At 69.3% G+C, this 22,324-nt stretch carries 23 protein-coding genes and 1 pseudogene; 6 read left to right on the top strand and 18 right to left on the bottom strand.

The annotated features are described in order from the left end of the window. Nucleotides 1–110: 110 nt before the first annotated feature. Nucleotides 111–455, bottom strand: a complete 345-nt coding sequence (locus OG798_RS50385) for a MerR family transcriptional regulator (protein ID WP_095850419.1) — start codon at nucleotides 453–455, stop codon at nucleotides 111–113. A 542-nt stretch (nucleotides 456–997) separates the two neighbouring features. On the opposite strand from OG798_RS50385, the gene OG798_RS50380 reads away from it, so the two are divergent. Continuing rightward, nucleotides 998–1,372: a hypothetical protein gene (locus OG798_RS50380; RefSeq protein WP_054235795.1), complete on the top strand. Its 375-nt coding sequence runs from the start codon at nucleotides 998–1,000 to the stop codon at nucleotides 1,370–1,372. A 125-nt stretch (nucleotides 1,373–1,497) separates the two neighbouring features. Here OG798_RS50380 and OG798_RS50375 read toward each other — a convergent pair whose 3' ends face one another. The 5 genes from OG798_RS50375 to OG798_RS50355 all read right to left on the bottom strand — a co-directional run bounded on the left by OG798_RS50375 (nucleotide 1,498) and on the right by OG798_RS50355 (nucleotide 6,173). Continuing rightward, entirely contained in the window at nucleotides 1,498–1,827 is a 330-nt protein-coding gene (locus OG798_RS50375; protein ID WP_121413540.1) for an SCO5918 family protein, read from the bottom strand. A gap of 65 nt (nucleotides 1,828–1,892) precedes the next feature. Further along, nucleotides 1,893–2,213, bottom strand: a complete 321-nt coding sequence (locus tag OG798_RS50370) for a CBS domain-containing protein (RefSeq protein WP_121413541.1) — start codon at nucleotides 2,211–2,213, stop codon at nucleotides 1,893–1,895. A gap of 46 nt (nucleotides 2,214–2,259) precedes the next feature. After that, entirely contained in the window at nucleotides 2,260–3,786 is a 1,527-nt protein-coding gene (locus OG798_RS50365) for a DEAD/DEAH box helicase (RefSeq protein WP_121413542.1), read from the bottom strand. 442 nt (nucleotides 3,787–4,228) lie between these two features. Further along, complete coding sequence (locus OG798_RS50360) at nucleotides 4,229–4,432, bottom strand: cold-shock protein (RefSeq protein WP_030872951.1); 204 nt, start codon at nucleotides 4,430–4,432, stop codon at nucleotides 4,229–4,231. 304 nt (nucleotides 4,433–4,736) lie between these two features. Continuing rightward, on the bottom strand, nucleotides 4,737–6,173 hold the full coding sequence (locus OG798_RS50355) for an MFS transporter (RefSeq protein WP_328759585.1): 1,437 nt from the start codon (nucleotides 6,171–6,173) through the stop codon (nucleotides 4,737–4,739). A gap of 97 nt (nucleotides 6,174–6,270) precedes the next feature. Here OG798_RS50355 and OG798_RS50350 point away from each other — a divergent pair, with 97 nt between their 5' ends. Continuing rightward, entirely contained in the window at nucleotides 6,271–6,888 is a 618-nt protein-coding gene (locus tag OG798_RS50350; RefSeq protein WP_097228651.1) for a helix-turn-helix domain-containing protein, read from the top strand. A gap of 46 nt (nucleotides 6,889–6,934) precedes the next feature. Here the strand turns inward: OG798_RS50350 and OG798_RS50345 are convergent, their stop codons facing one another. Continuing rightward, the gene (locus tag OG798_RS50345; RefSeq protein ID WP_095850424.1) at nucleotides 6,935–7,774 is read right to left on the bottom strand and encodes an oxidoreductase; all 840 of its coding nucleotides are present in this window, start codon (nucleotides 7,772–7,774) and stop codon (nucleotides 6,935–6,937) included. A gap of 128 nt (nucleotides 7,775–7,902) precedes the next feature. On the opposite strand from OG798_RS50345, the gene OG798_RS50340 reads away from it, so the two are divergent. From OG798_RS50340 to OG798_RS50330, 3 genes are all read left to right on the top strand, one after another. After that, nucleotides 7,903–8,514, top strand: a complete 612-nt coding sequence (locus OG798_RS50340; RefSeq protein ID WP_095850425.1) for a TetR family transcriptional regulator — start codon at nucleotides 7,903–7,905, stop codon at nucleotides 8,512–8,514. Between the two features lie 175 nt (nucleotides 8,515–8,689). Next, the gene (locus OG798_RS50335; protein ID WP_328759584.1) at nucleotides 8,690–8,983 is read left to right on the top strand and encodes an Ada metal-binding domain-containing protein; all 294 of its coding nucleotides are present in this window, start codon (nucleotides 8,690–8,692) and stop codon (nucleotides 8,981–8,983) included. Beyond that, nucleotides 8,980–9,543 carry a hypothetical protein gene (locus tag OG798_RS50330; protein ID WP_328759583.1) on the top strand — a complete coding sequence of 188 codons (564 nt, stop codon included), beginning with the start codon at nucleotides 8,980–8,982 and terminating at the stop codon, nucleotides 9,541–9,543. Before OG798_RS50335 ends, OG798_RS50330 begins: the two co-directional genes overlap by 4 nt. Before the next feature lie 28 nt (nucleotides 9,544–9,571). Here the strand turns inward: OG798_RS50330 and OG798_RS50325 are convergent, their stop codons facing one another. The 3 genes from OG798_RS50325 to OG798_RS50315 form a co-directional block, all read right to left on the bottom strand. After that, nucleotides 9,572–10,750, bottom strand: a complete 1,179-nt coding sequence (locus tag OG798_RS50325) for an RNA-guided endonuclease InsQ/TnpB family protein (RefSeq protein WP_328759582.1) — start codon at nucleotides 10,748–10,750, stop codon at nucleotides 9,572–9,574. 179 nt (nucleotides 10,751–10,929) lie between these two features. Continuing rightward, nucleotides 10,930–11,856 carry a GlxA family transcriptional regulator gene (locus OG798_RS50320; protein ID WP_121413547.1) on the bottom strand — a complete coding sequence of 309 codons (927 nt, stop codon included), beginning with the start codon at nucleotides 11,854–11,856 and terminating at the stop codon, nucleotides 10,930–10,932. Continuing rightward, nucleotides 11,853–12,404 carry a cysteine hydrolase family protein gene (locus OG798_RS50315; protein ID WP_121418098.1) on the bottom strand — a complete coding sequence of 184 codons (552 nt, stop codon included), beginning with the start codon at nucleotides 12,402–12,404 and terminating at the stop codon, nucleotides 11,853–11,855. The genes OG798_RS50320 and OG798_RS50315 overlap by 4 nt, the downstream gene beginning before the upstream one ends. 212 nt (nucleotides 12,405–12,616) lie before the next feature. On the opposite strand from OG798_RS50315, the pseudogene OG798_RS50310 reads away from it, so the two are divergent. After that, nucleotides 12,617–12,850: pseudogene (locus OG798_RS50310) on the top strand (DinB family protein); the annotation flags it as partial. Nucleotides 12,851–12,881: 31 nt separating this feature from the next. Here the strand turns inward: OG798_RS50310 and pflA are convergent. The 8 genes from pflA to OG798_RS50270 form a co-directional block, all read right to left on the bottom strand. Further along, complete coding sequence (pflA, locus tag OG798_RS50305) at nucleotides 12,882–13,610, bottom strand: pyruvate formate-lyase-activating protein (RefSeq protein WP_328759581.1); 729 nt, start codon at nucleotides 13,608–13,610, stop codon at nucleotides 12,882–12,884. Nucleotides 13,611–13,624: 14 nt separating this feature from the next. After that, nucleotides 13,625–15,883: a formate C-acetyltransferase gene (pflB, locus tag OG798_RS50300; RefSeq protein ID WP_328759580.1), complete on the bottom strand. Its 2,259-nt coding sequence runs from the start codon at nucleotides 15,881–15,883 to the stop codon at nucleotides 13,625–13,627. A gap of 145 nt (nucleotides 15,884–16,028) precedes the next feature. Continuing rightward, nucleotides 16,029–16,952 (bottom strand): carbamate kinase, encoded by a 924-nt coding sequence (locus tag OG798_RS50295; RefSeq protein WP_328759579.1) that lies wholly within the window; start codon nucleotides 16,950–16,952, stop codon nucleotides 16,029–16,031. Nucleotides 16,953–16,955: 3 nt separating this feature from the next. Next, nucleotides 16,956–17,957, bottom strand: coding sequence for an ornithine carbamoyltransferase (argF, locus tag OG798_RS50290; RefSeq protein WP_060897884.1), 1,002 nt, complete (start codon nucleotides 17,955–17,957; stop codon nucleotides 16,956–16,958). A gap of 81 nt (nucleotides 17,958–18,038) precedes the next feature. After that, a complete protein-coding gene (locus tag OG798_RS50285) occupies nucleotides 18,039–19,253 on the bottom strand; it encodes an arginine deiminase (RefSeq protein ID WP_143629869.1) in 1,215 nt (404 codons plus the stop codon). A gap of 51 nt (nucleotides 19,254–19,304) precedes the next feature. Continuing rightward, a complete protein-coding gene (locus tag OG798_RS50280) occupies nucleotides 19,305–20,714 on the bottom strand; it encodes an APC family permease (protein ID WP_240361545.1) in 1,410 nt (469 codons plus the stop codon). 285 nt (nucleotides 20,715–20,999) lie between these two features. Beyond that, entirely contained in the window at nucleotides 21,000–21,440 is a 441-nt protein-coding gene (locus OG798_RS50275; protein ID WP_328760193.1) for a pyridoxamine 5'-phosphate oxidase family protein, read from the bottom strand. Between the two features lie 181 nt (nucleotides 21,441–21,621). Further along, a complete protein-coding gene (locus OG798_RS50270) occupies nucleotides 21,622–22,308 on the bottom strand; it encodes a helix-turn-helix domain-containing protein (protein WP_328759578.1) in 687 nt (228 codons plus the stop codon). Between the last annotated feature and the right edge of the window lie 16 nt (nucleotides 22,309–22,324).

Raw genomic sequence — 22,324 nt, 5'->3', positions numbered from 1 at the left:
TCCTCCACACGGCGCGTCAACTCCGTTGTGCTGTGCGGCCCACCACGGAACACGACCGCGATCCCGTGGAGGCGCTCACGGTGGGGCATGCGTGGTGGGGCCGTACGCGCTCAGCCCGAACCGGAAGTGTCGGACACCTCGTTCGCGGCGCGACGGTACTCGGCGTTGATGCGCTGCGCTTCCTCGAGTTGGTCCTCGAGGATGACGATGCGGCAAGCGGCCTCGACCGGGGTCCCCCTGTCGACGAGCTCGCGGGCGCGGGCGGCGATCCGAAGTTGGTAGCGGGAGTACCTACGGTGCCCACCCTCCGAGCGCAGCGGAGTGATCAGGCGGGCTTCCCCGATGGCCCGGAGGAAGCCGGGAGTCGTGCCGAGCATCTCGGCGGCCCGGCCCATCGTGTACGCGGGGTAGTCGTCGTCGTCCAGACGACCACTCAGTGGAGTATCTGCTGTCATTTCACCTCGTTGTGCAACGCGTCGAGGGGCCCCGATGCCGTACGGCACCAGGGCCCCGAAGGAAATTGAACACCATCTGTCGGCGCTACTGCTCTGCCGACCTCTTGTTTCCGCTACCTGGCCCCTGTGAGGGGGCGGGAATGCGGGGTTCGCGGATGCTTGACCGGGGACCACCTTCCATTCCGGGGTCTTGCGGCACCCGACCTCGTGCATGTCGGCCGGGTGATCCCGATGGCGTCGGCTCCTTCCGTACCTCCGCTGAATCAACTCGCTTGCCAGGCGGCGCGGCCGGCGGTCTCGTCCCCGTCCTACGGACAGCTCGGTTTCGAGACTCCTCAGCCACCCCGACCTGCGAACTTCTGCACTACGAGAGAAACACTAATCACGCAACAGCCCAATGTCTACTCTGTCAAACATAGATTTTAGGTTGCTCAGGGCATCGATATTCTGTGTCGTGCGGGCCATATGAGCAGGTGGCAGTAGGGACGCGGCGGTCGACCGACTCCAGCGCCCGGATCGCGCACGGAATAGAATCGGCTCTCATGTCGAACCCTGACGAGCTGCTCGTGGATCTCTGCGCCCTGGTGGAGTCCGAGCAGAGCAATCAGATGTCATTGACCGTGGTGGTCGGCGGTGCCGTCATCACCGGGCGGCTGGCTCCCGAAGGCGTGTGGAGGGAGCGCGTGTCGGAGGTCCTGAAGGACTCGGACCGTCTGGGCCCCTTCTCCGACGTCTTCTCCGCCGACCGGACAGTGGGCCGGCCCGAACCCGGCGGGGCCCCCACGCATCTGCACTTCCACCTCGCCCGGATCCTGCAGGGAAGCGTCGGAATTCCCGAGACGGGCGGAATGTACCGCGTCGCGATCAAGGACGTCAGCGCCTGGACGGTGGGCGACTTCAGCTACTCCGACCAGTGAGGCGCCGTACCCGGACCGCTCCGGTCGGCCGGGAGCCGTCGGCCGGACGGTGACAAGCGAGGGGGCCCTGCCGACGCGCGTCGGCAGGGCCCCCTCGCTGTTCTGGTGTCAGCTTCCGTCGGTTCTCACAGTCCCAGCGGCGCGGGGCTGCCGAGCAGCGCCGACGCGGTCTGCAACGGCGTAAGGGCCCGCACGGCGGTCGCGGACTCCCGGGTGGGCTCTTGGACGCCTCGGCAGGTGAAGCCGAGGCGTGTCATGGCCCGGGTGACCTCCCCGCTGGTGAAGTCGCGGGGGTCCTGCCGGGTGATGACCACGCCCACTTGCTTGGCGGGGTAGTGGCGGCGGCCGATGAGCACGGACTCCCCCGTGATGGGCTCCGGCTTGACGCCCTTCATCGAGGCAAGTACCCCGCTCTTGGTGAGGTCGAAGGGGAACCGGGCGATGACGCAGCGCATGATGCCTCGCAGGGAAGGGAGAAGGGAGAGGGAGGAACGGGGCTGATACCGAACGGTCAGCCGGATCAGAGGGAGACGGTGAGGGCGAGGGCACCCGGGCCACGGCCGTGCGATCCGCCGGCGCCGAGGACGTCCCGTACACGCATCCGGTCCGTATAGGCGGGGCTGTCACGGACCACGGCGAGTTGGGCCCGCGTGACCGAGCCTGTGCAGTGTTCGTCCTGGTCGCAAAGGAGCAGGTACTCGACGCGGGCACTGGCCATGAGGAACAGGGCCACCTCGACGGTCATGTCGTCACCGACCCGCGGTCCGGATGTGTCCAGGGCGTCGAACACGGTCGTGGGAACGGAACCGACCAGGCGTTGCTGCGTCTGAACCAGCGTCAAAGGGGTCCTCCTGCATGGGTGGGCGGGGCTTCCGATCACGAAGGTTCTAGGCCGCCGCTGTAACCGCGGACGACCGCCGCGGCGTACGGCGTGCCGCCTCGCCGGCGGATCGGCCCTGGCCGGTACGGCCGCGCCGGCCCCGGGACGGGGAAGAGGAGCCGCGCCGAGGACGTTCCACGACCGGCGCGGTGATGGTGACCGCGATCCCCGAGGGGGCCTGGGCGCCGGTGATGCGACTCAACTCGGCTTCGCCCGAGCGCACTTGGGTGGTCTGGGGAGTGATGCCGGCGGCAGTCATCAGTCGGCTCATGTCGCGTCGCTGCTGAGGCGTCACCAGGGTGACGACGCTGCCGGACTCGCCGGCGCGGGCCGTGCGGCCGCCCCGGTGCAGATAGTCCTTGGGGTCGCTGGGCGGGTCCACGTTCACGACCAGGTCGAGGTTGTCGACGTGGATCCCGCGCGCCGCGACATTGGTCGCCACCAGCACCGTCACATGCCCGGTCTTGAACTGGGCCAGGGTCCGTGTGCGCTGCGGCTGGGACTTGCCGCCGTGCAGGGCCGCGGCACGGACGCCGCTGTTCAGCAGGTGCTCGGTCAGCCGGTCCACCGCGTGCTTGGTGTCCAGGAACATGATCACCCGGCCCTCGCGGGCCGCGATCTCGGTGGTCGTCCGCTGCTTGTCCGCGCCGTGCACGTGGAGTACGTGGTGCTCCATGGTGGTGACCGCGCCCGCGGACGGGTCGACGGAGTGGACCACCGGGTCGGTCAGGTAGCGGCGGACCAGGAGGTCGACGTTACGGTCCAAGGTGGCCGAGAACAGCATCCGCTGCCCCTCGGGGCGCACCTGGTCGAGCAGCGCGGTGACCTGGGGCATGAAGCCCATGTCGGCCATCTGGTCGGCCTCGTCGAGGACGGTGATGGCGACCTGGTCCAAACTGCATTCGCCGCGGTCGATGAGGTCCTTGAGCCGGCCCGGCGTCGCCACGACGACCTCGGCGCCGCCGCGCAGCGCACTGGCCTGCCTGCCGATCGGCATCCCACCGACCACCGTGGCCAGACGCAGTCGCACGGAACGGGCGTACGGAATGAGAGCGTCGGTGACCTGTTGGGCCAGCTCTCGGGTGGGTACGAGGACCAGGGCCAGCGGCAGCCGCGGCTCGGCGCGCCGACCGGCCGTACGGGCCAGCAGGGCAAGACCGAAGGCGAGCGTCTTGCCGGAGCCGGTGCGGCCACGGCCGAGTACGTCACGGCCCGCGACGGAGTTCGGCAGGGTCGCCGCCTGGATCGGGAACGGTACGGTCACGCCTGCGTGGCCGAGTTCGGCCAGCAGCGGCGTCGGCAGGGCGAGATCGGCGAACGCCTCGACGGCTGGCAGCGCGGGGGTGATCGTCGTCGGCAGCGCGAACTCACCTTGCGGCGTGCTCTGTCGACGTCCGTAACCCTTCGCACGGCTGGGAGCACCGGAGCGGCCGGAGGAGGCGGCTCCGAAGCGGCTGCCGCCCCTTTGGGAACCAGAATTTTCGGTGCGGGATCGGGTGCGGGCGAAACGATCATTTGTACGCGTGCGGTTCAAGTGGAACCTTCCTTGATGTGGCACGTATCAAGGAATTCCCGCAGCGAATGAACAGCGCAGAGAATCGCAAGAACGAGCCGAAAATGATGCGGAGCCGAATCGGTCGGTCGGATCGGATCAGTCAGATCTGTCGGATCAACCGGATCAACCGGATCGGCAGGGAATGCACTCGGAATACGCCGGCGAAGAGAGCAGCGCGATCTCGACAGTGAGATCGGGCATTCCGTGAGTGAGGCCTTGCCGGAATTACGTCCGGAGCGTTGGGGTGGAGCATCCCCGGGGGGATCCGGTGGAGCCTTCCCCAGGGGCGGGGCAGCGGCGCCCCTGATCATGCCGTGGGAGACATCACCACGGCCCTGACGGAGCGGCTGAGCCCCGGAAAGCGGCGAGCTGGGGCCCGCACCCCAAGGTGCGGGCCCCAGCTGCGAAGTACGTGTCAGCGTCAGGCGGGAACGATGTTCTCAGCCGTCGGGCCCTTCTGACCCTGCGCGATGTCGAAGGTCACCTTCTGGCCCTCTGACAGCTCGCGGAAGCCCTGGGCGGCGATGTTCGAGTAGTGGGCGAAGACGTCCGCGCCGCCGCCGTCCTGCTCGATGAAGCCGAAGCCCTTTTCCGCGTTGAACCACTTCACGGTACCGGCAGCCATGTCAAATCTCCTTCGGGACGGTGTCCGGAGTTCCGCACTGTGCGCACTCCGCGTCGCCGTGATGATTATCCCGCCGGAAAATTCGCCGGAGCCGAAAAAGAGCGCCACCAGCAGATGAAGCCGGTGAGGGCACTTGCAAGATTTCGGGAACCACAACTGCAACTGAGATCTACAGTAGCACGTTGCGATCGATCGTGTGCGATAAACAACCTCGCACCGCCTGCCGATACAGTCGATGCAGGAAAACTCGTAGCACCTTCCGTCATTTTCTCACTTCACGAGCACAGATATTGGTTCAATCGGCTCACCGTGATCGCGGGGAGGTGGGGCGGCTCGTGTCCTTCTTCGGCCGCGCCGCGTGGGCCACGAGGAGCAGGAACAGTCCGCAGGTGGCGACCAGGATCCAGCCCGGGCGGGACGCGCGTGCGAGTCCCGCCGGAGCGGTGCCCGCGACCAGGCCGCCTGCGATGGCTATGCCGAGCGCGGAGCCGAGCTGACGTGCGGTGGACGTGATCGCTCCGGCCACGCCGGCACGGGTGGAAGGCAGGCCACTCACCGCGGTGTTGGTGATCGGCGCGTTGGCGAAGCCGAACCCGACGCCGATGAGCAAGTAGGCCGACAGGAGCAGGAGCACGCTCGTGTACTGGCCGAGCCCGACCAGGCAGAGTCCGCCCACCGTGATGAAACCGCCGGCCAGGACAAGCGGCAACCGCGGTCCGGTACGACCGACCAGGCGGCCGGACAGGGGTGCGCAGACGGTCGCTCCGACAGCCATGGGCAAGGTCGCCACCCCGGCCGCCAGTGGTGTCCATCCTCGGGCGTGTTGCAGGTAGAGGGTGTTGAGCAGGAGCGTCACGTTCAGGGCGACGAAGACCGCCACCGCGCCCAGCACGGCACTGCTGAAGACCGGATGCCGGTACAGCCGTAGATCCATCAGCGGCTCGCTCCTGCGAGATTCGACCGACACGAATCCGACTGCCGCCACGGCAGCGATCGCGTACGCGACCAGCGCCGGAAGCGACGCCCAACCGATGCGCGGTCCTTCGATGAGGACGCCGACCGAGACGCCGATGACCACCGTCAGCAGGGCCTGCCCCGGGAGGTCGAGCCGCTGTGCCCGCGGTGCCCGGGACTCCGGCACGAACAGTGCGCTGAGCACGAGGGCGGCCACGATGACCGGCGTGTTGATCCAGAACACCGACCGCCAGCCGAAACCCGCGATGAGGGCGCCGCCCGTGACCGGGCCGGCGGCCATGCTGAGCCCGAAGACCGACGCCCAGACACCGATCGCCTGTGCCCGCTCCCTCGGGTCGGGCATCGCGTTGACCACGATCGCGAGAGCCACGGGGCTGAGCATCGAGGCGCCGATTCCCTGGACGGCGCGGGCCGCGATCAGCACGCCCACCGAAGGGGCGATCGCGCAGACCAGCGAGGCCGCACCGAACACAACGAGGCCGACCTGGAACACCCGTCGGCGTCCGAACCGGTCCGCCAGCGCGCCGGAGGAGATCAGGAGACTGGCCAGGACGAGCGTGTACGCGTCCACGGTCCATTCGAGGCTGCGGGTCCCGATGCCTAGACCGTGCCCGATCGCCGGCAGTCCGACATTGACGATGGTGGTGTCCAGGCCCACCAGGAACATGCTCAGACAGCAGACGGCCAGGACCGTCCAGCGTCTGCGTGCGCTCAGAGCGGGCCGAATCGGGTCAAGTGGCTGAATGGGATGGGTGGTCGCGGTCACCTGGTACCTCTCACGTCCGGAAGGGGCTGCCCGGCAAGGCTCAGGCCGGACCGCACCCGCCGCCCACCAAATTTGCGAAGGCTGCAAACTGGACCCCATGGACGCGGAGCTGGAACAGATCATCGACGGCATCGGCCCCCGGCTGCGCACGCTGCGCCGGGACCGCGGGCTCACGCTGGAGGCGCTCGCGGCGACGACCGGAATGTCGGTGAGCACGCTGTCGCGTCTCGAGTCGGGCAAGCGGCGCCCGACTCTGGACTTGCTCATCCCGCTCGCGCGTACGCACCGCGTCGCACTCGACCAGCTGGTGGCCGCGCCGGCCACCGGTGATCCTCGGGTGCATCTCAAGCCCTTGCGCAAGGGTCACGGCAGCGTCCTTGTGCCTCTGACGCAGTACCCGGGTCGGGTGCAGGTGTTCAAGCAGGTACTGGCTCCCCGCGAGCCGGTGTTGGTGACCCATGACGGTTACGAATGGCTCTACGTCCTCGCGGGCGAACTGCGCCTCATCCTCGGAGCGCAGGACTGCACACTCCACCCGGGCGAAGTGGCCGAGTTCGACACCAGAGAACCGCACTGGTTCGGTCCTGCGAACACCAGCGCCGTCGAAATCCTGCATCTGTTCGGACCGCGAGGCGATCAAGCCGTGGTCCGCGCGAAGCCCTCCCCGTCCGACTCCGACCGGGCGACCCCCACCACCCCGCCGTCAATGTCGTGAGTCACCGCTCCCGGCCCGTCGGGCGTACTCCGACCCGTCGTCGCCGTCATTCGCCCGCGGGGAAGTCCGCCGAGCGGCTGATGTCGGCCCACCGCTCGGCTTCGGCGGCACGGCTACGGGAGGCACCGGCCGCCATCTCGACGGCTCCGGCGCCGAGCAGCAGGCGCAGCGGCGGCTCGTCGAGCCCGACGAGGTCGGTGATGATCTTGGCTGCCCGGGCCGGGTCTCCGGGCCAGGTGGCTGCGGTCTGTTCGCGGTAGCGGTTCATCGCGCCAACGGTCTCTTCGTAGGCGGGACTTACGGGCAGGGCGGTCATGGACGAGCCGCCCCAGTCGGTACGGAAGCCACCGGGCTCGATGATGGTGACCTTGATACCGAGGGGCCCGACCTCGGCGTTGAGGACTTCGGAGAAGCCTTCGACGGCGAACTTCGCGGTCTGATAAGCGCTCAGGCCCGGTGATCCGCCCACGCGTCCGCCGATGGAGGAGAACTGGAGGAAGTGGCCGGAACCCTGGCGGCGGAGTACGGGCAGGGCAGCCTTGGTGACGTTGACGACGCCGAACAGGTTCGTCTCGATCTGGGCCCGGAAGTCCTCGTCCGGCATGTCCTCGATGGCGGCGCTGTTGGCGTACCCGGCGTTGTTCGCGACGACGTCGAGCCTGCCGAAGGCGTCCAGGGCCAGTTGTACGGCGGCGCGGGCGGCTGCCGGGTCGGTGACGTCGAGGGCGACGGCGCGGACCCGGTCGCCGTGGCGCTCGACGAGGTCCTTGAGCTGTTCGGGGCGGCGGGCAGTGGCCACGACGCGGTGGCCGTGGTCGAGGACGTGGCGGGCGAGTGCCCTGCCGAAGCCGCGGGAGCTGCCGGTGATGAGCCAGGTCTTGGTCATGAGGTGTCTTCGCTTCCGGGATGGCGCTGGCCGCAGGGCTGGAGCCCTGCTAACTAAACAGTCATTTATATGGTGCGGCCGGTCGTGAGGCGTGTCAAATAAACAGTTAGTTGCACTATTCTGGGGTCATGCCCCAGCACCAGCCCCCGGCCCGCCCCCGGGACTCCGAGGCCTCCAAGGCCCGCCTGCTCAAAGCCGCGACGGACGAGTTCGCGGCCCGCGGTATCGCCGGTGCCCGAGTGGATCGCATAGGCGCCGCGGCAGAGGTGAACAAAGCCCTCATCTACACGTACTTCGGCAACAAGGAGCAGTTGTTCGACGCCGTCATGGACGCACATGTCGCCCGCATCCTCGACGAGGTCCCCTTCACGCCCGAGGACCTGCCCGGCTACGCGGGCCGCCTGTTCGACTTCCTCCTCGCCAACCCGCACCAGCTCCGGCTGGCCACCTGGCACCGCCTCGAACGCTCGGGCACCGACCACGAGCCGCAAGGGCTGGGAACCTCCATGCGGCAGAAGACCGCCGCGATCACCCAGGCGCAGACCGACGGCCTGCTGACCACGACCTTCACCCCTGAAGACCTGCTCGTCTTCACCCTCGCCCTCGCCAACGCATGGATGCCCACCAGCCCCATGGCCACCAACGACCAGGCTGCCGAGCAGACCCGACAGCACCGCGACGCGGTCGTCGAGGCCGTCCGACGCCTCGTCGCGGGAACCCCGACAACCCAGGCTTCTTAGGAAACGCGGAGGACGCGGGATCCGCCGTCGGCGTGGGCGGCGGTCTCCGTCAGCGCCATGGCACCGCCGTCTCCACAACATGACGTCCGAATCCCGCCGGGCAAGGCGATCCACAAGCCGCAAGGTTGGGGGTGCAACACCACTGGTGACCTTGGACAGGAAGGGATCGAGATCGATGACGCCCGCCGCCGCGCACCGTGCGTACACACTGCTCGGCCCGGACGGACAGCTCTGCCGGAGCGGCACGCCCGGCACACTCGGCGGACACCGGCGCGGGCGCCTCGACGGGCGCCTCGACTGTCCTTCCGCCCTCCGGGCCATCGCCCGCGGCCACTATGCCGAGCACCGCGTGTTCTTTCCGGACGAGGCCACCGCGATCGCGGCCGGATACCGGCCCTGCGCGGTCTGCCTGCCCGGCGCGTACGCCCGCTGGAAAACGACCCGGGAAAGCAGCAGCGCCTCGCCATGAACATCCGCGCCGAGCGAGAACGGTCCCGCTCACCCCTGATCGGCGCCGCCGAGTTGGTCGAGTTCGGTGACCTGTCCGCGACTACTCCGCACACGGAGGCCGAACTCTCGGCCCTCATCGGCCTGTTGACCGCTCCGAAGTCACGGATCGAGACCCTGACCATCGGTCACAGCCGCGATGCGGATTCCCTGGCGGCCGCCGAAGCCTTCGCCGCCGCGTGGGAGGCGCGGGGCGGAAAGGTCCTCGCGTCGGTGGACTGGCCGGAGACCGCCGCATCCTGGCTGCGCCCCGCCAGCAGGCTGACTGCCGAGGCACCCGACGCCTGGGTCATGGCCGCAGCCCCGCTCGGCTTCGCCCAACTCGCCCGCCGTCTGCGCCACTCCACCGACTGGGACCCGGCGCGCACCTTCGCCTTCGCCTCTCTGCGGGACTCCCGACTCCCCGCGCTCACAGGCCCGGACACCCTGCACGGCCTGCGCGGGGCGACCACCGACGGCGGTGCCTGGCACGTCCGCCGGCCGCTGGGTCATGTCCTAGGTCTTGACTTCTCCCCTTCCTGAAGGAGGGGGATTCTTACGGCTCGCGCCGTCAGGGTTTCTGCTTCGTTGCCGACTGCCTGTCCGGAGTACTCCGTTGAGGTCTTACACCAGCTCCACAGACTGTCACCGCCAGCCCGGCGGCCAAAAGGTTGTGCGCCGCGTTCACGTCGCGGTCATGGGTCATACCGCAGTCGCACGTCCAGGTGCGCACGTGCAGCGGCATCGTGTCCTGCAGGGTGTTGCAGGCGGAGCACAGCCTGGAGGAGGGGAACCACCGGTCCACCGCGATCACTTCGCGCCCGGACCACTGGGCCTTGTACTCCAGCATGCTCCGGAACTCACTCCATGCCGCGTCACTGATGGCGCGGGCGAGCCGGTGGTTTTTGACCATGTTGCGCACGGTCAGGTCCTCGATCACGATCGTTTGATTTTCACGAACGAGCCGAGTGGTCAGCTTGTGCAGCGTGTCGCGGCGCCGGTCAGCGATCCGGGCATGGATCTTCGCGACCTTCAGCCGGGCCCTGGCCCGGTTCGCCGACCCCTTCTCCTTCTTCGCCAGACGACGCTGCGCCTTGGCCAGAGCGGCACGGTCACGGCGCTCGTGCCGGGGGTTGGCGATCTTCTCCCCGGTCGAGAGGGTCAGAAGATGCTCCAGCCCGGCGTCGATGCCTACCGCATTCCCGTTCTCAGGGAGCGGCTTGACGCCGGGGTCGTCGCACAGCAGGGAGACGGACCAGCGCCCCGCCGCATCCTGGGACACGGTCACCGTGGACGGGCTCACCCCCTCGGGGAGCGACCTGGACCACACGATGCGCAGAGGCTCGCTCATCTTCGCGAGCCGCAGCTCACCGTCGCGGAAGCGAAATGCGCTGGTGGTGTACTCCGCACTCCTGCGCGACTTCTTCCGCGACTTGAACCGCGGGTACTTCGCCCGCTTGCCGAAGAAATGGGAGAACGCTGCCTGCAAATGCCGCAGCGTCTGCTGGAGGGGGACCGAGGACACCTCGTTCAGGTAAGCCAGCTCCTCGGTCTTCTTCCACGCCGTCAGCATCGCCGACGTCTGGTTGTAGCTGACCCGCTCCTGACGGGTCACCCACGCCTCCGTCCGCGCGGCGAGTGCCAGGTTGTAGACCTTCCGCACGCACCCGAACGTGCGCGACAGCTCCGCCGCCTGCGCATCCGTCGGATAGAAGCGGTACCTGAAGGCCCGCTTCACGTGAGTGGTCACAGCTCACAAACTATCGCCAACTTGCGAATGTCTGCGGCAAGTTGGGCGAGAAGGGCGATCCGCTCTGGCGGCGAATCGTCCTTCCCTGCCCTGCTCCGCAGGAGTCCGATTCCTCTCCGCCCTGAAGGGCGGAGTATCCACAGAGGGATCAGATGAAAGACCGTGCCGAGCGAGAAGGCTCACCCCGCCGTCTCGGAGGGCGCTCGGGAACGCAGCCGGCGGAGCATCCGAACGTCCTGGAAGCCCACCTCGCGGGCCGCGGCTTCCACCGTTGTGCCGTGGCCGATCAGGTGCTCCGCGCGTTCCACCCTCAGGGTCTGCTGGTAGCGCAGCGGCGTCAGGCCGCCTGTGGCACGGTGAAACATCCGGGTCAGCGTGCGTTCGCTGACGCCGACGCTGGCGGCCACGTAGGCCAGCGGCAGTGGTTCGGCGAATCGTGCGTCGATGAGGTCCTGAGCGCGATGGACGGCGTCGTCGAGGTGGGACCGGTGCCGGAGCATGGCGCTGGCCTGCGGCTCGTGGCCGTTGCGGCGGGCGTAGACGACCATGTCCCGCGCCACCTGGGCGGCGAGTGCGGGACCGTGGCGGACGGCCAGCAGGTGCAGCGCCAGGTCGATGCCGCTGGCGATGCCGGCCGACGTCACCACCCGGTCGTCGGCGGTGAACAGCACATCCCGCACCACGATCGCCCGGGGGTGGCGGGCCGCCAGCTCGTCCTGGAGGTGGTGGTGCGTGGTGCACCTGCGCCCGTCCAGCAGCCCGGCGCGGCCGAGGGCCTCGGCCCCGGCACACACGCTGGCGACAGCGCCCCCGGCGGTGTGGTGGGCGCGCAGCCGCTCCAGCACGGACCGGCTCAGCTCGGGGCCGCCGCGCAGTGTGGACGCCCTCCACCCCGGCACCACCACCAGGTCGTCGGCGCTCAGCTCCGGCCACTGGGTCTGGGCGGCCAGCGGCAGGCCCTGGGCGCTGCGCACCTCTTCCTGGTCGGCGACGTAGCTCAGCCGGTAGGGCTGTCCGAAGTCCCCCGCCATGCTGAAGACCTGGGCCGGTCCGGCGAGGTCGAGCAGGTGGACGCCGGGTACGAGGACGAAGACGACATGGCTCACGCCTCGGATGCTCCCAGCTCCGCCTCCCGTTCGGCCACCGTGGAGATCCGGGCGAACCGGTCGCGCAGGACCGCCTCCGTGCGCTCGATGATCGCGTCGGCGCTCAGGTCGCCGATCGGATTGGTGGTGGTGGCGTCGGTGACGAAGACCATCCGGTATCCGAGGTCGCTTCCCACCCGGGTGGTGGTTTCCACGCACTGCTCGGTACGGATGCCGCAGACCGTCAGCTCGCGCACGCCGGCCTCGGTGAGCAGTTGTTGCAGATGGGTGGTGGTGAAGGCGTTGTGGGAGGTCTTGTGCAGGACCGGCTCACCGGACTGCGGCTGCTCCAGTTCGTCCAGCAGGCGGACGTGCCCCTGGGCCGGGTCGAAGACGCCGCCGCTGCCGGGCTCCGTGTGGAGGACCCAGACGACCAGATCGCCGTTGGCGCGGGCGAGTCGCACCAGACGGTTGACCGGTTCCGCGATCTTCGGGTTGGCGATCTGTTCCCACAGCGGGCGGGCTCGGAAGGATTCCTGGACATCGATCACGATCAGGGCTCGGTTCATGCCTCCCATTCTGACCTGGCCGGATACCGGATCCGCAGGCCTGATCCAGGCCGGCACCGGAACGATCCGGTCAGCGGTGTGAGGACTTGGTGCGAGGCGTCGGTGCGTGGGATCGGTAGGTGGGATCGGTACGTGGGATCGCGGAAGATGAGACGCGGCGTTCTGCCGTCTCTGGCAGGCCGGCGCGTCAGACGGACACCGAGGTCGGGCCCATGACCGACGAGGAGTACTTCTGGGAGCCGGTGCCGGGCTGCTGGTCGATCCGGCGGCGTACGGACGGACCCGGGCCGCGCGCGACCCTGCTGGCCGGCACCGGAGACTGGGGACGCGACGCCGCGCCCTACCCGCATTCGTGGCCGCCGCCCTTCACCACCATCGCCTGGCGCCTGAGCCACCTGAGCGAAACGCTGTCCCTGCGCGCCGACCACGCGGCCGGCAGCCACACGCGCGGTTCCGGAGCACAGGCGGCGCTGCCTCTCAGTACGCGGCGAGCCCGCACTCCCTGAACTGCTCTCGCACGCGCTCGGTCAGCCCCGGTTCGGGAACCGGGGTGTCGCGCAGCGGGAAGGGGATCCCCAGGGCCTCGTACTTCGAGGCGCCCAGCTTGTGGAAGGGCAGGACGTCCACCCGGTCGACGTTGCCGAGGCCCGCGACGAAGCGGGCGAGGCCGGCGACGGCCTCCGGGGCGTCCGTCCAGCCGGGGACGAGGACGTAGCGGATCCAGGTGGGGATGCCGAGGCGGTCCAGGCGGGTGGCGAAGTTGAGCGTGGGCGCCAGTTCTCCGCCGGTCAGTTGCCGGTAGGCAGGGACGTCGAAGGACTTGATGTCCAGGAGCACGAGGTCGGTGTCGGCGAGGAGTTCGTCGGTGGCCCGAGCTCCGAGGAACCCGGAGGTGTCGAGGGCGGTGTGCAGGCCGGCCTCCTTGCAGCGGCGCAGGATTTCGGCTGTGAACACGGGCTGGAGCAGGGGTTCACCACCCGTGACCGTCACCCCTCCGCCGGCCGTGGTGACGAAGGCCCGGTATTTCTCGATCTCGGCCATCACCGCCTCGACCGCGGCCTCCTTCCCGTCCCTCATGTGCCAGGTGTCGGGGTTGGCGCAGTAGAGGCAGCGGAGCGGGCAGCCGCTGACGAAAAGGACGAACCGGGTCCCGGGGCCGTCCACGCCGGTGGACAGGTCCCAGGAGTGGATCCGGCCGGTCGCCATGGCCCTCACAGCCCTCACAGCGATCCGTGGAAGGTGCGGCCGATCACGTCGAGCTGCTGCTCACGGGTCAGACGGACGAAGTTGACGGCGTAGCCGGAGACACGGATGGTCAACTCCGGGTACTTCGCGGGGTTTTCCATCGCGTCTTCCAGCGTGGTCCGGTCCAGGACGTTGACGTTCATGTGGAAGCCGCCGGATGCCGTGTACGCGTCGAGAATGCCGACCAGGTTCCCGACCCGCTCGCCGGGCGCGTGCCCCAGCCCCTCCGGGGTGATCGTCGTCGTCAGGGAAATGCCGTCGCGCGCCTGCTCGTAGGGCAGTTTGGCGACCGACAGCGCGGAGGCCGCCACACCGTGCCGGTCACGCCCGTTCATGGGGTTGGCCCCGGGTGCGAAGGGCTGTCCGGCGCGCCGGCCGTCGGGGGTGTTGCCGGTGTGCTTGCCGTAGACGACGTTCGAGGTGATCGTCAGTACGGACTGGGTGTGCTCGGCGTCCCGGTACGTCGGGTGCCTGCGCACCTTCGCCATGAAGGACTCGACCAGGCCAACCGCGAGGGTGTCGACACGGTCGTCGTTGTTCCCGTACGCCGGCCAGTCGCCCTCGGTCTCGAAGTCGACGGCCAGGCCGGTGTCGTCCCTGATCACCTTCACGCGAGCGTGCTTGACGGCGGACAGACTGTCTGCGGCGACCGACAGACCCGCGATGCCGCAGGCCATGAAGCGGTGCACCGGATGGTCGTGCAGTGCCATCTCGATGCGCTCGTAGGCGTACTTGTCGTGCATGTAGTGGATGACGTCGAGCGTGTTGACGTAGGTCGCGGCGAGCCAGTCCAGCATGCGGTCGTACGCCGTCGACAACTCCTCGTACTCCAGGTACTCCCCGGTCAGCGCGGGCGCCTCGGGGGCGATCTGCTCACCGGTCAGCTCGTCCCGGCCACCGTTGATCGCGTACAGCAGGGCCTTGGCGAGGTTGACCCGTGCCCCGAAGAACTGCATCTGCCTGCCGACCGCCATCGCCGACACACAGCAGGCGATCGCGGTGTCGTCCCCGGTGCGCGGGCGCGTCAGCTCGTCGGACTCGTACTGGACGGCGCTGGTGTCGATGGAGACCTTGGCGCAGAACTCCTTGAAGCCCGTGGGCAGCCGGGGCGACCAGAGCACGGTCAGGTTGGGCTCGGGGGCCGGGCCGAGGTTGTACAGGGTCTGCAGGAAGCGGAAGGAGGTGCGGGTGACCAGCGGCCGACCGTCCGTGCCGAGGCCGCCGAGGGACTCCGTCACCCAGGTCGGGTCGCCGGAGAACAGGGCGTCGTACTCGGGGGTGCGCAGGAACCGTACGATCCGCAGCTTGATCACGAAGTCGTCGACCAGCTCCTGGGCGCGGGTCTCGTCGAGGATTCCCTCCGCCAGGTCCCGTTGCAGGTACACGTCCAGGAAGGTGGAGGTGCGGCCGAGCGACATCGCGGCGCCGTTCTGCTCCTTCACGGCGGCGAGATAGCCGAGGTAGAGCCACTGCACGGCCTCGTGCGCTGTGGTGGCGGGGCGGGAGACGTCACAGCCATACGTGGCCGCCATCCGCGTCAGTTCGTCCAACGCCCTGATCTGCTCGGCGAGTTCCTCACGATCGCGGATGACGTGCTCGGTCGAGGGCTCGGCGTCCTGCAGGGCCCGTTCGGCGCGCTTGGCCGCGGTCAGCCGTGCGGTGCCGTACAGCGCCACGCGCCGGTAGTCGCCGATGATCCGGCCGCGGCCGTAGGCGTCGGGCAGTCCGGTGATGATCCCGGCCTTGCGGGCGGCGCGCATCTCGGGGGTGTAGGCGTCGAAGACACCGTCGTTGTGCGTCTTGCGGTAGGTGCCGAAGACGCGGGTGACGAAGGGGTCGGGCGCGTAGCCGTACGCCTTCAGGCTGTTCTCGACCATCCGCAGGCCGCCGTTCGGCATGATCGCGCGCTTCAGCGGGGCGTCGGTCTGCAGGCCGACGATCAGCTCCCGCTCGCGGTCGATGTACCCGGGCTCGTGCGAGGTGATCGTCGAGGGGGTCGCCGGGTCGACATCGAGGATCCCCCGGCGCCGTTCCTCCGGGAAGAGGGCGCTGACCTCGTCCCACACGGTGCGGGTGCGGTCCGTCGGGCCGGTCAGGAAGGCCCCGTCGCCCTCGTACGGCGTGTAGTTGGCCTGGATGAAGTCGCGTACGTCGACGCACTCGCGCCATCGCGTCCCGGCGAAGCCGCGCCATGCCTCGGGGGCGCGCGTTCCGGCTGTCACTGTGGCTGTCATCGCCGGTTCTCTCCCTTGCTCCGCACTGGAATGTCTCCCTTTCGATACTCGTGCGACGTGGTGGCCGACGGGAGGGCCGGGCAGGGCCCGTGCCCCGGCTGTCCGGCCTTCGCCGAGGGCCGTTCGGCCCTCTGGTCACGGGCGTTCACGCGACGGTCAGGTCCGGCCTGACGAGGGTGCCCGACCTGCCGTGGACGATCTCGTACGCGGCGTCCAGGGATCCGATCGCGGCCAGTCCCCCGGTGTGTTCGACGAACCGGGCGGCGGCCTCGGTCTTGGGACCCATCGAGCCGTCGGGGAAGCCGCCGCGGCGCAGTTCGGCGGGGGTCGCGCCGAGGACGGGCCGCTGGTCGGGGGTGCCGTAGCCGGCGTAGACGCAGGGCACGTCGGTGAGGATGAGGAGGAAGTCGGCCTTCAGGTCCTCGGCGAGCAGCGCCGCGGTGAGGTCCTTGTCGATGACGGCCTCGGCACCGGTGAGTGCGCCGGTGTCCTTCTCGGCGGTGACAGGGACGCCTCCGCCGCCGGCGCAGATGACGAGCGTGCCGCTGTTCAGCAGTTCGTGGACGGTGTCGGTCTCCAGGATGCGTTCGGGTGCCGGGGAGGGGACGACGCGGCGCCAGCCGGTGGTGTCGGCGGCGATGTGCCAGCCGCGCGTTCGGGCGAGCGTGGAGGCGACCTCGTAGGGGTACACCTGGCCGACGAACTTGGTGGGGTGGTCGAAGGCCGGGTCGTCGGCGCGGACAAGGGTGTGGGTGACCAGCGCGGCGATCCGCCGTCCGGGCAGGGCGTCGTGCAGGGTGCGTGCCAGCAGGGAGCCGATCATGCCCTGGGTCTGGGCGCCGAGCAGATCCAGCGGGTAGGGGGCGCTCAGGGCGGGGTCGGCGGCGCTCTCGACGGCGAGCAGCCCTATCTGGGGGCCGTTGCCGTGGGTGATGACGATCTCGTGTTCTTGGGCGAGGGCGGCGATCGCCGTGGTCACCCGGTCGATGTTCGCTTCCTGGACGGCCGCGTCGGGGCGTTCACCGCGGTGCAGCAGGGCGTTGCCACCGAGGGCGATGACGATGCGCATGGCTCAGTCCTCCAGGGTGGCGACTAGTACGGCCTTGATGGTGTGCAGCCGGTTCTCCGCCTGGTCGAAGACGACGGAGGCGGCCGAGGAGAAGATCTCGTCGGTGACTTCGAGGCCGTCGAGGCCGTAGGTGTCGAGCAGTTCGCGGCCCAGGCGGGTGCTGTGGTCGTGGAGGGCGGGCAGGCAGTGCATGAACCTGACGTCCGGGTTGCCGGTGAGGGCGAGCGTCTTGGCATTGACCTGGTAGGGCGCCAGCAGTTCGATGCGCTCGCGCCAGGTGTCGGCCGGTTCGCCCATGGAGACCCAGACGTCGGTGTGCAGGAAGTCCGCGCCGCGTACAGCGGTCTCGACGTCCTCGGTGAGGGTGATCCGGGCCCCACTGCCCTCGCCGAGCGCGCGGCACGACCCGACCAACTCCGGCTCGGGCCACAGCGCCTTGGGCGCGGCGATCCGTACGTCCATGCCGAGCAGGGCGCCCATCGACAGCAACGAGTTGCCCATGTTGTTGCGGGCGTCGCCGAGATAGCAGTAGCTGATTTCCTGCAGTGGTTTGGGGCTGTGCTCGTGCATGGTGAGGACGTCGCACAGGCTCTGGGTCGGGTGCGCGGTGTCGGTCAGGCCGTTGTAGACGGGGACACCGGAGCGGGCCGCGAGTTCGGTGACGATCGACTGGGCGGAGCCGCGGTACTCGATGGCATCGAACATCCGTCCGAGGACGCGGGCGGTGTCGGCGATGGACTCCTTGCTGCCGACGTGGGTGTCGCCGGGGCCGAGGTAGGTGGTGGCGGCGCCCTGGTCGGCGGCGGCGACCTCGAAGGCGCAGCGGGTGCGGGTGGAGGTCTTCTCGAAGATCAGCGCGAGATGCTTGCCGGTCAGCCGGGGCTGTTCGGTGCCGGAGCGCTTGGCCGCCTTGAGCTCGGCGGCCAGGTCGAGAAGGTGGTGGATCTCGGCGGCGGTGAAGTCGAGTTCGCTCAGGTAGGAGCGGCCTCGCAGGTCTGTGGTCATGAGGTTCCTCGCTGATGAGGCTGATGCGGGCAGGGGCCGGGGTGTCGTCGGGGCGTACGGCCGTGTCGGTGACGGCGACGCTCAGTCGGCCGGGTCGCGTTCGATCGGGCAGCTCATGCAGCGCGGGCCGCCCCGGCCGCGGCCGAGTTCGGCGCCGGCGATGGTGACGATCTCGATGCCCTGCTTGCGGAGGTAGGTGTTGGTGGTGACGTTGCGCTCGTAGCCGACGACGACTCCGGGCGCGAGCGCGAGGAAGTTGCTGCCGTCGTCCCACTGTTCGCGCTCGGCGCCCGCCATGTCCTGCGGCGCGGAGAGCATCCGCACCTTGTCGAGGTCGAGGGCCTCGGCGAGCGCGGTCGCCAGGTCGGAGTTGGGGGTGACGTCGAAGCCGGTCGCGTGGGCGTCACTGGGCCGCAGGGTCCACGAGCGCAGGGCGTCGGCGAGGCCCGGGTAGATGGCGAAGGCGTCGCGGTCGAGCATGGTCAGCACGGTGTCGAGGTGCATGTACGCACGGGTGGCGGGGAGTTGGACGGCGATCAGCCGGGTGACCGTGCCGTCGGCGAAGAGCCGCCCGGCCAGGTTCTCCACGGCCTGGGCGGTGGTCCGCTCCCCCATGCCGACCATGACGGCGCCGTTGCCGAGGACGTGCACGTCGCCGCCTTCGAGCGTCCCCACGGGGCCGTCGAGGATCGGCTCGGGCGCGACGGAGGCGAACATCGGATGGAACCGGTAGATGGCCTCGGCGTGCAGGCTCTCGCGCCGCCGGGCGTGCTTGGCCATCGGGTTGACCGACAACCGGTCGTACATCCAGCAGGAGTTGTCGCGCGGGAAGAGGTGGTTGGGCAGTGGGGCGAGCGCGAAGGCGTCGGTGTCGAGCGCGTTCCAGACCAGGCTGTGCGGGGTGGCGAGCGGCAGGTCGCTCTTGAGCATGCCGCCGATCAGGTAGCCGGCGAGGGTCTCGCCGTCCAGCTCGGCGCAGCGCGCGCGCACCGGATCCAGCAGGGCAGGGCCGACACTCGCGCGGGTGACGACCCGGTCCAGGAGCCAGTCACGGGCCTCCGGGACGTCGAGGGTCTGGGCCAGCAGGTCGGCGAAGTAGTGCACACGGGCTCCGTGGTCGCGCAGGACCTGGGCGAAGGCGTCGTGCTCCTCGCGAGCCCGCTTGGCCCAGAGGATGTCGTCGAAGAGCAGGGAGTCGACGTTGCGCGGGGTCAGCCGGGAGAGTTCGAGGCCGGGGCGGTGCAGGATCACCTGGCGGAGGCGGCCGACCTCGGAGTCGACGTGGAAGGTGTTCATGGCGTGGCTGCTCCTGTGGTCGTACGAATGCCGGGCGGTGGAGTGGTGCGGTCAGTCCTGGTGGTTGAGGGGGCTCTTCCGGAAGCCGCCGGTTCGGCTCGTGGGCAGGCCTCGGGAGAGTCGCTTGGCCGTCAGGACGGTCTCCGCGGCCCGCACCTCTCCGGGCGCGGCCGCGAGCCGCACGCCGCCGGTCTCGCCGTACTCCCCGCGGTCGCGCTTCAGCCACACGTACACCGGTAGTCCGAGCAGCAGGACGAACAGTCCGTAATAGACGGTCTGGTAGCCGCTGCCCTGGATCGACCAGTACGAGAAGGCCATCGCCAGCGCGGAGACGGTGGCGTCCCGGGCCAGCCGCCGGGGGCTGAGGTGCTCGCGGCCTCGGACCAGCAGCCAGTACAGCTGGGCGGCGGCGGAGAAGAGGTACGGGATCACGGCGGTGAGCACGCTCAGCAGCACGATCTTGGTGAAGACGTCGTCGAAGCGGGTGTAGCTGAACACGGTGATCAGCGAGGCGAGGACGGTGGAGGCGACGATGCCGAACACCGGGACGCCGTTCTCGCCGCGCAGCTTCGCGAAGGCCCCGGGGAAGAGTCCGTCGCGGGCGGCGGCGTACGGCATCTCTGCGCAGAGCATGGTCCAGCCGTTGAGAGCGCCGATCCCGGAGATGATGGCAGCCACCGCGACCGTGTCACCGGCCCAGGTGCCGCCGAAGATGTTGTTGGCGGCGTCGGTGAACGGCGCTGTGGAGGAACCGAGTTCGCCGTGCGGGACGGTGCCGAAGACGGCGAGCGTGCCCAGGATGTAGATGACCGCGCAGGCAAGGGTGCCGTACACGGTGGCGCGCGGCACGTTGCGGCCGGGCTCACGGACCCGGCCGGCGACCACGGAGGCGGCCTCCAGGCCGAGGTAGCTGAACAGGGCGATGGCCGCGGCGGCCGAGATCGCGCCCATCGCCGACTGGCCGCCGGCGTTGAAGGAACCGAAGTTGTGCGCGTCCACGAACAGCAGCCCGACCGTGGCCATGAAGACCAGCGGGATGAACTTCAGCACGGTGGTGATCACTTGGAAGGCACCGATGTTCCGTACGCCGGTGAGGTTGATCGCGGCCGGGATCCACAGCCCGACCAGCGCGATGAGCACCGACATCGCCGTACGGTGGCCGGTGTTGACGAACACCTCGACGTATCCGACCCACGCCACCACGATGGCGGCGTTCCCGGCCCACGCGGTGATCCAGTACGACCAGGCGTTGAGGAAGCCGGCGAACTCGCCGAAGGCCTCACGGGCGTAGACGTACGGCCCGCCGCTCGCCGGGACGCGCTTCGACAGCGCCCCGAAGGTGACTGCGAGGGCGAGCGCGCCGAGCGTGACGACGCCGAACGCCACGAGCGATATCGGCCCGTACGGTGCGAGGGCCGAGGGGAGCGCGAAGACTCCGGTGCCGATGATGCTGCCGATCACGAGCGCGGTCGCCGAGGGGAGGCCCAGTGCCGCCTTGGGGGTTGGTTTCTCGCCGCTGCTTGGGGTGCTGGACATGGCTGTGCTCCTTGCGCGGGTCGCTGGGGACGGGCTGCGGAAAAGTCGATCCGGGAACGATCCTGCTGGGCTGCCGTGATCGTGGTCAGCGGCCACTCGTCCCCCACGGGGGCCATTGGTCCCGGGCGCGTCGCCCCGAACGGCCCAGTGCGCCGTCTCCCCGGTCGACGGGGAGACGGCGCACTGGGCCGTTGTGAGTGGCGGAGCCGCTCAGGAGGAGAGGTCGACGCCGTAGACCGTGCGCCCTGCGACGAGTTGACGGCCGGTCACCAATTCGGGCTCGATGCGGATGAAGATCTCCTTGGGCGAGGCCACCCATGAGCGCGGGCCGATCCTGGTCAGCCGACCGTGCTCCACGGGATCGGTCACCACCGTCGCGCGGCCGGTGACCACGACACTCCAGCCGGAGTGCGCCGTCGCATCCACCTCGTCCGCTTCGAAGGCGATCACCACGCCGTCGATCGCGGCGGCCAGTTCCGAGTCGGCGGACGTACGCATCAGTACCGCGTAGTCGATGTCCAGGCAGAAGTTGACCGGCAGGACGGCGGGCAGGGCGTGGCGCGTGTGGACTACGCGGCCGATCGGTGCCCGCTCCAGCAGACGCAGGCACTCCTCGCGGTCGAGTTCACGGAAGCCGTCGTTGGGATTCATCACCGGGTTCGACTTTCACGGGGTGGACGGGCTCAGCCGTCACGGGGTACAGCGGTACGTGTTTCATCCTGTGAGGGGCGAGGGACAGAGGCGAGGGCCCTTCGGTCCAGGTCGGCCTGAGAGCGGCCACCCTTCGGTGCCCCAACCGACCCATGAGGTCATCGCACCCCGACCCATGACGTCACCGCACCGAGATTCGGCGCCCGGTGATGTCGGTGGGCTCGAGGCGCACCCACACGTCACGCTCACCGCCCGCCCATGGACGGCTGTAGGCGAGTTCCGTCAGCCGACGTACGGCGTCGGGGTCCGTCACGGCCCGGCCGAAGCCGCGGATGAGTACGCTCCAGCCCTGGCTGAGCGCCTCGTCGATGTGGTCGACCTCGAAGGCGACATGTGCCCCGACGGCTGCGGCGGGCACGGCGTCGGGCGTCGTCCGGAACACGACCGAATCATCGATCACGGTGTAGTTCAGGGGGACGACGATCGGCCCGTCGGGGGTGTCCATCGCGATCCTGCCGACACCGTGCCCGGAGAGTCGGCTGCGGCATTCCTCGGCGCTGAGTTCGACCAGCTCCGGGTGGAGGGCGGCTCGGCCCACGCCGGGTGGCAGATCGGCGTCGCCTCCGCGCAGGGCCGTCACGCTCGTGCTCAGCGCGTCCGCGAGCCGGATGAGGACGGCCGTCCCGGGCATCGCGGTGGACTGTTCTTCCAGGTACTGGACGTAGCCAGGAGCCGTGCCCGCCCGGAAGGCCGTCTCCTCCCGGCTCAGTCCCAGTTCCTCACGTCGCTGAGCGATGCGACGTCCGATGTCGCCCTGTGCGCTGTCCGCGGTGGCGGACGCGGCGTTCGACGGTGTGTGTTCACACATGGCCGTTCACTTCCTC

Origin of the sequence: Streptomyces sp. NBC_00271 (genome assembly GCF_036178845.1) — a bacterium.
Taxonomy (GTDB): Bacteria; Actinomycetota; Actinomycetes; order Streptomycetales; family Streptomycetaceae; genus Streptomyces.
The sequence above is the reverse complement of the archived record's forward strand: the minus strand, read 5'-3'. Positions and strand labels throughout refer to the sequence as shown.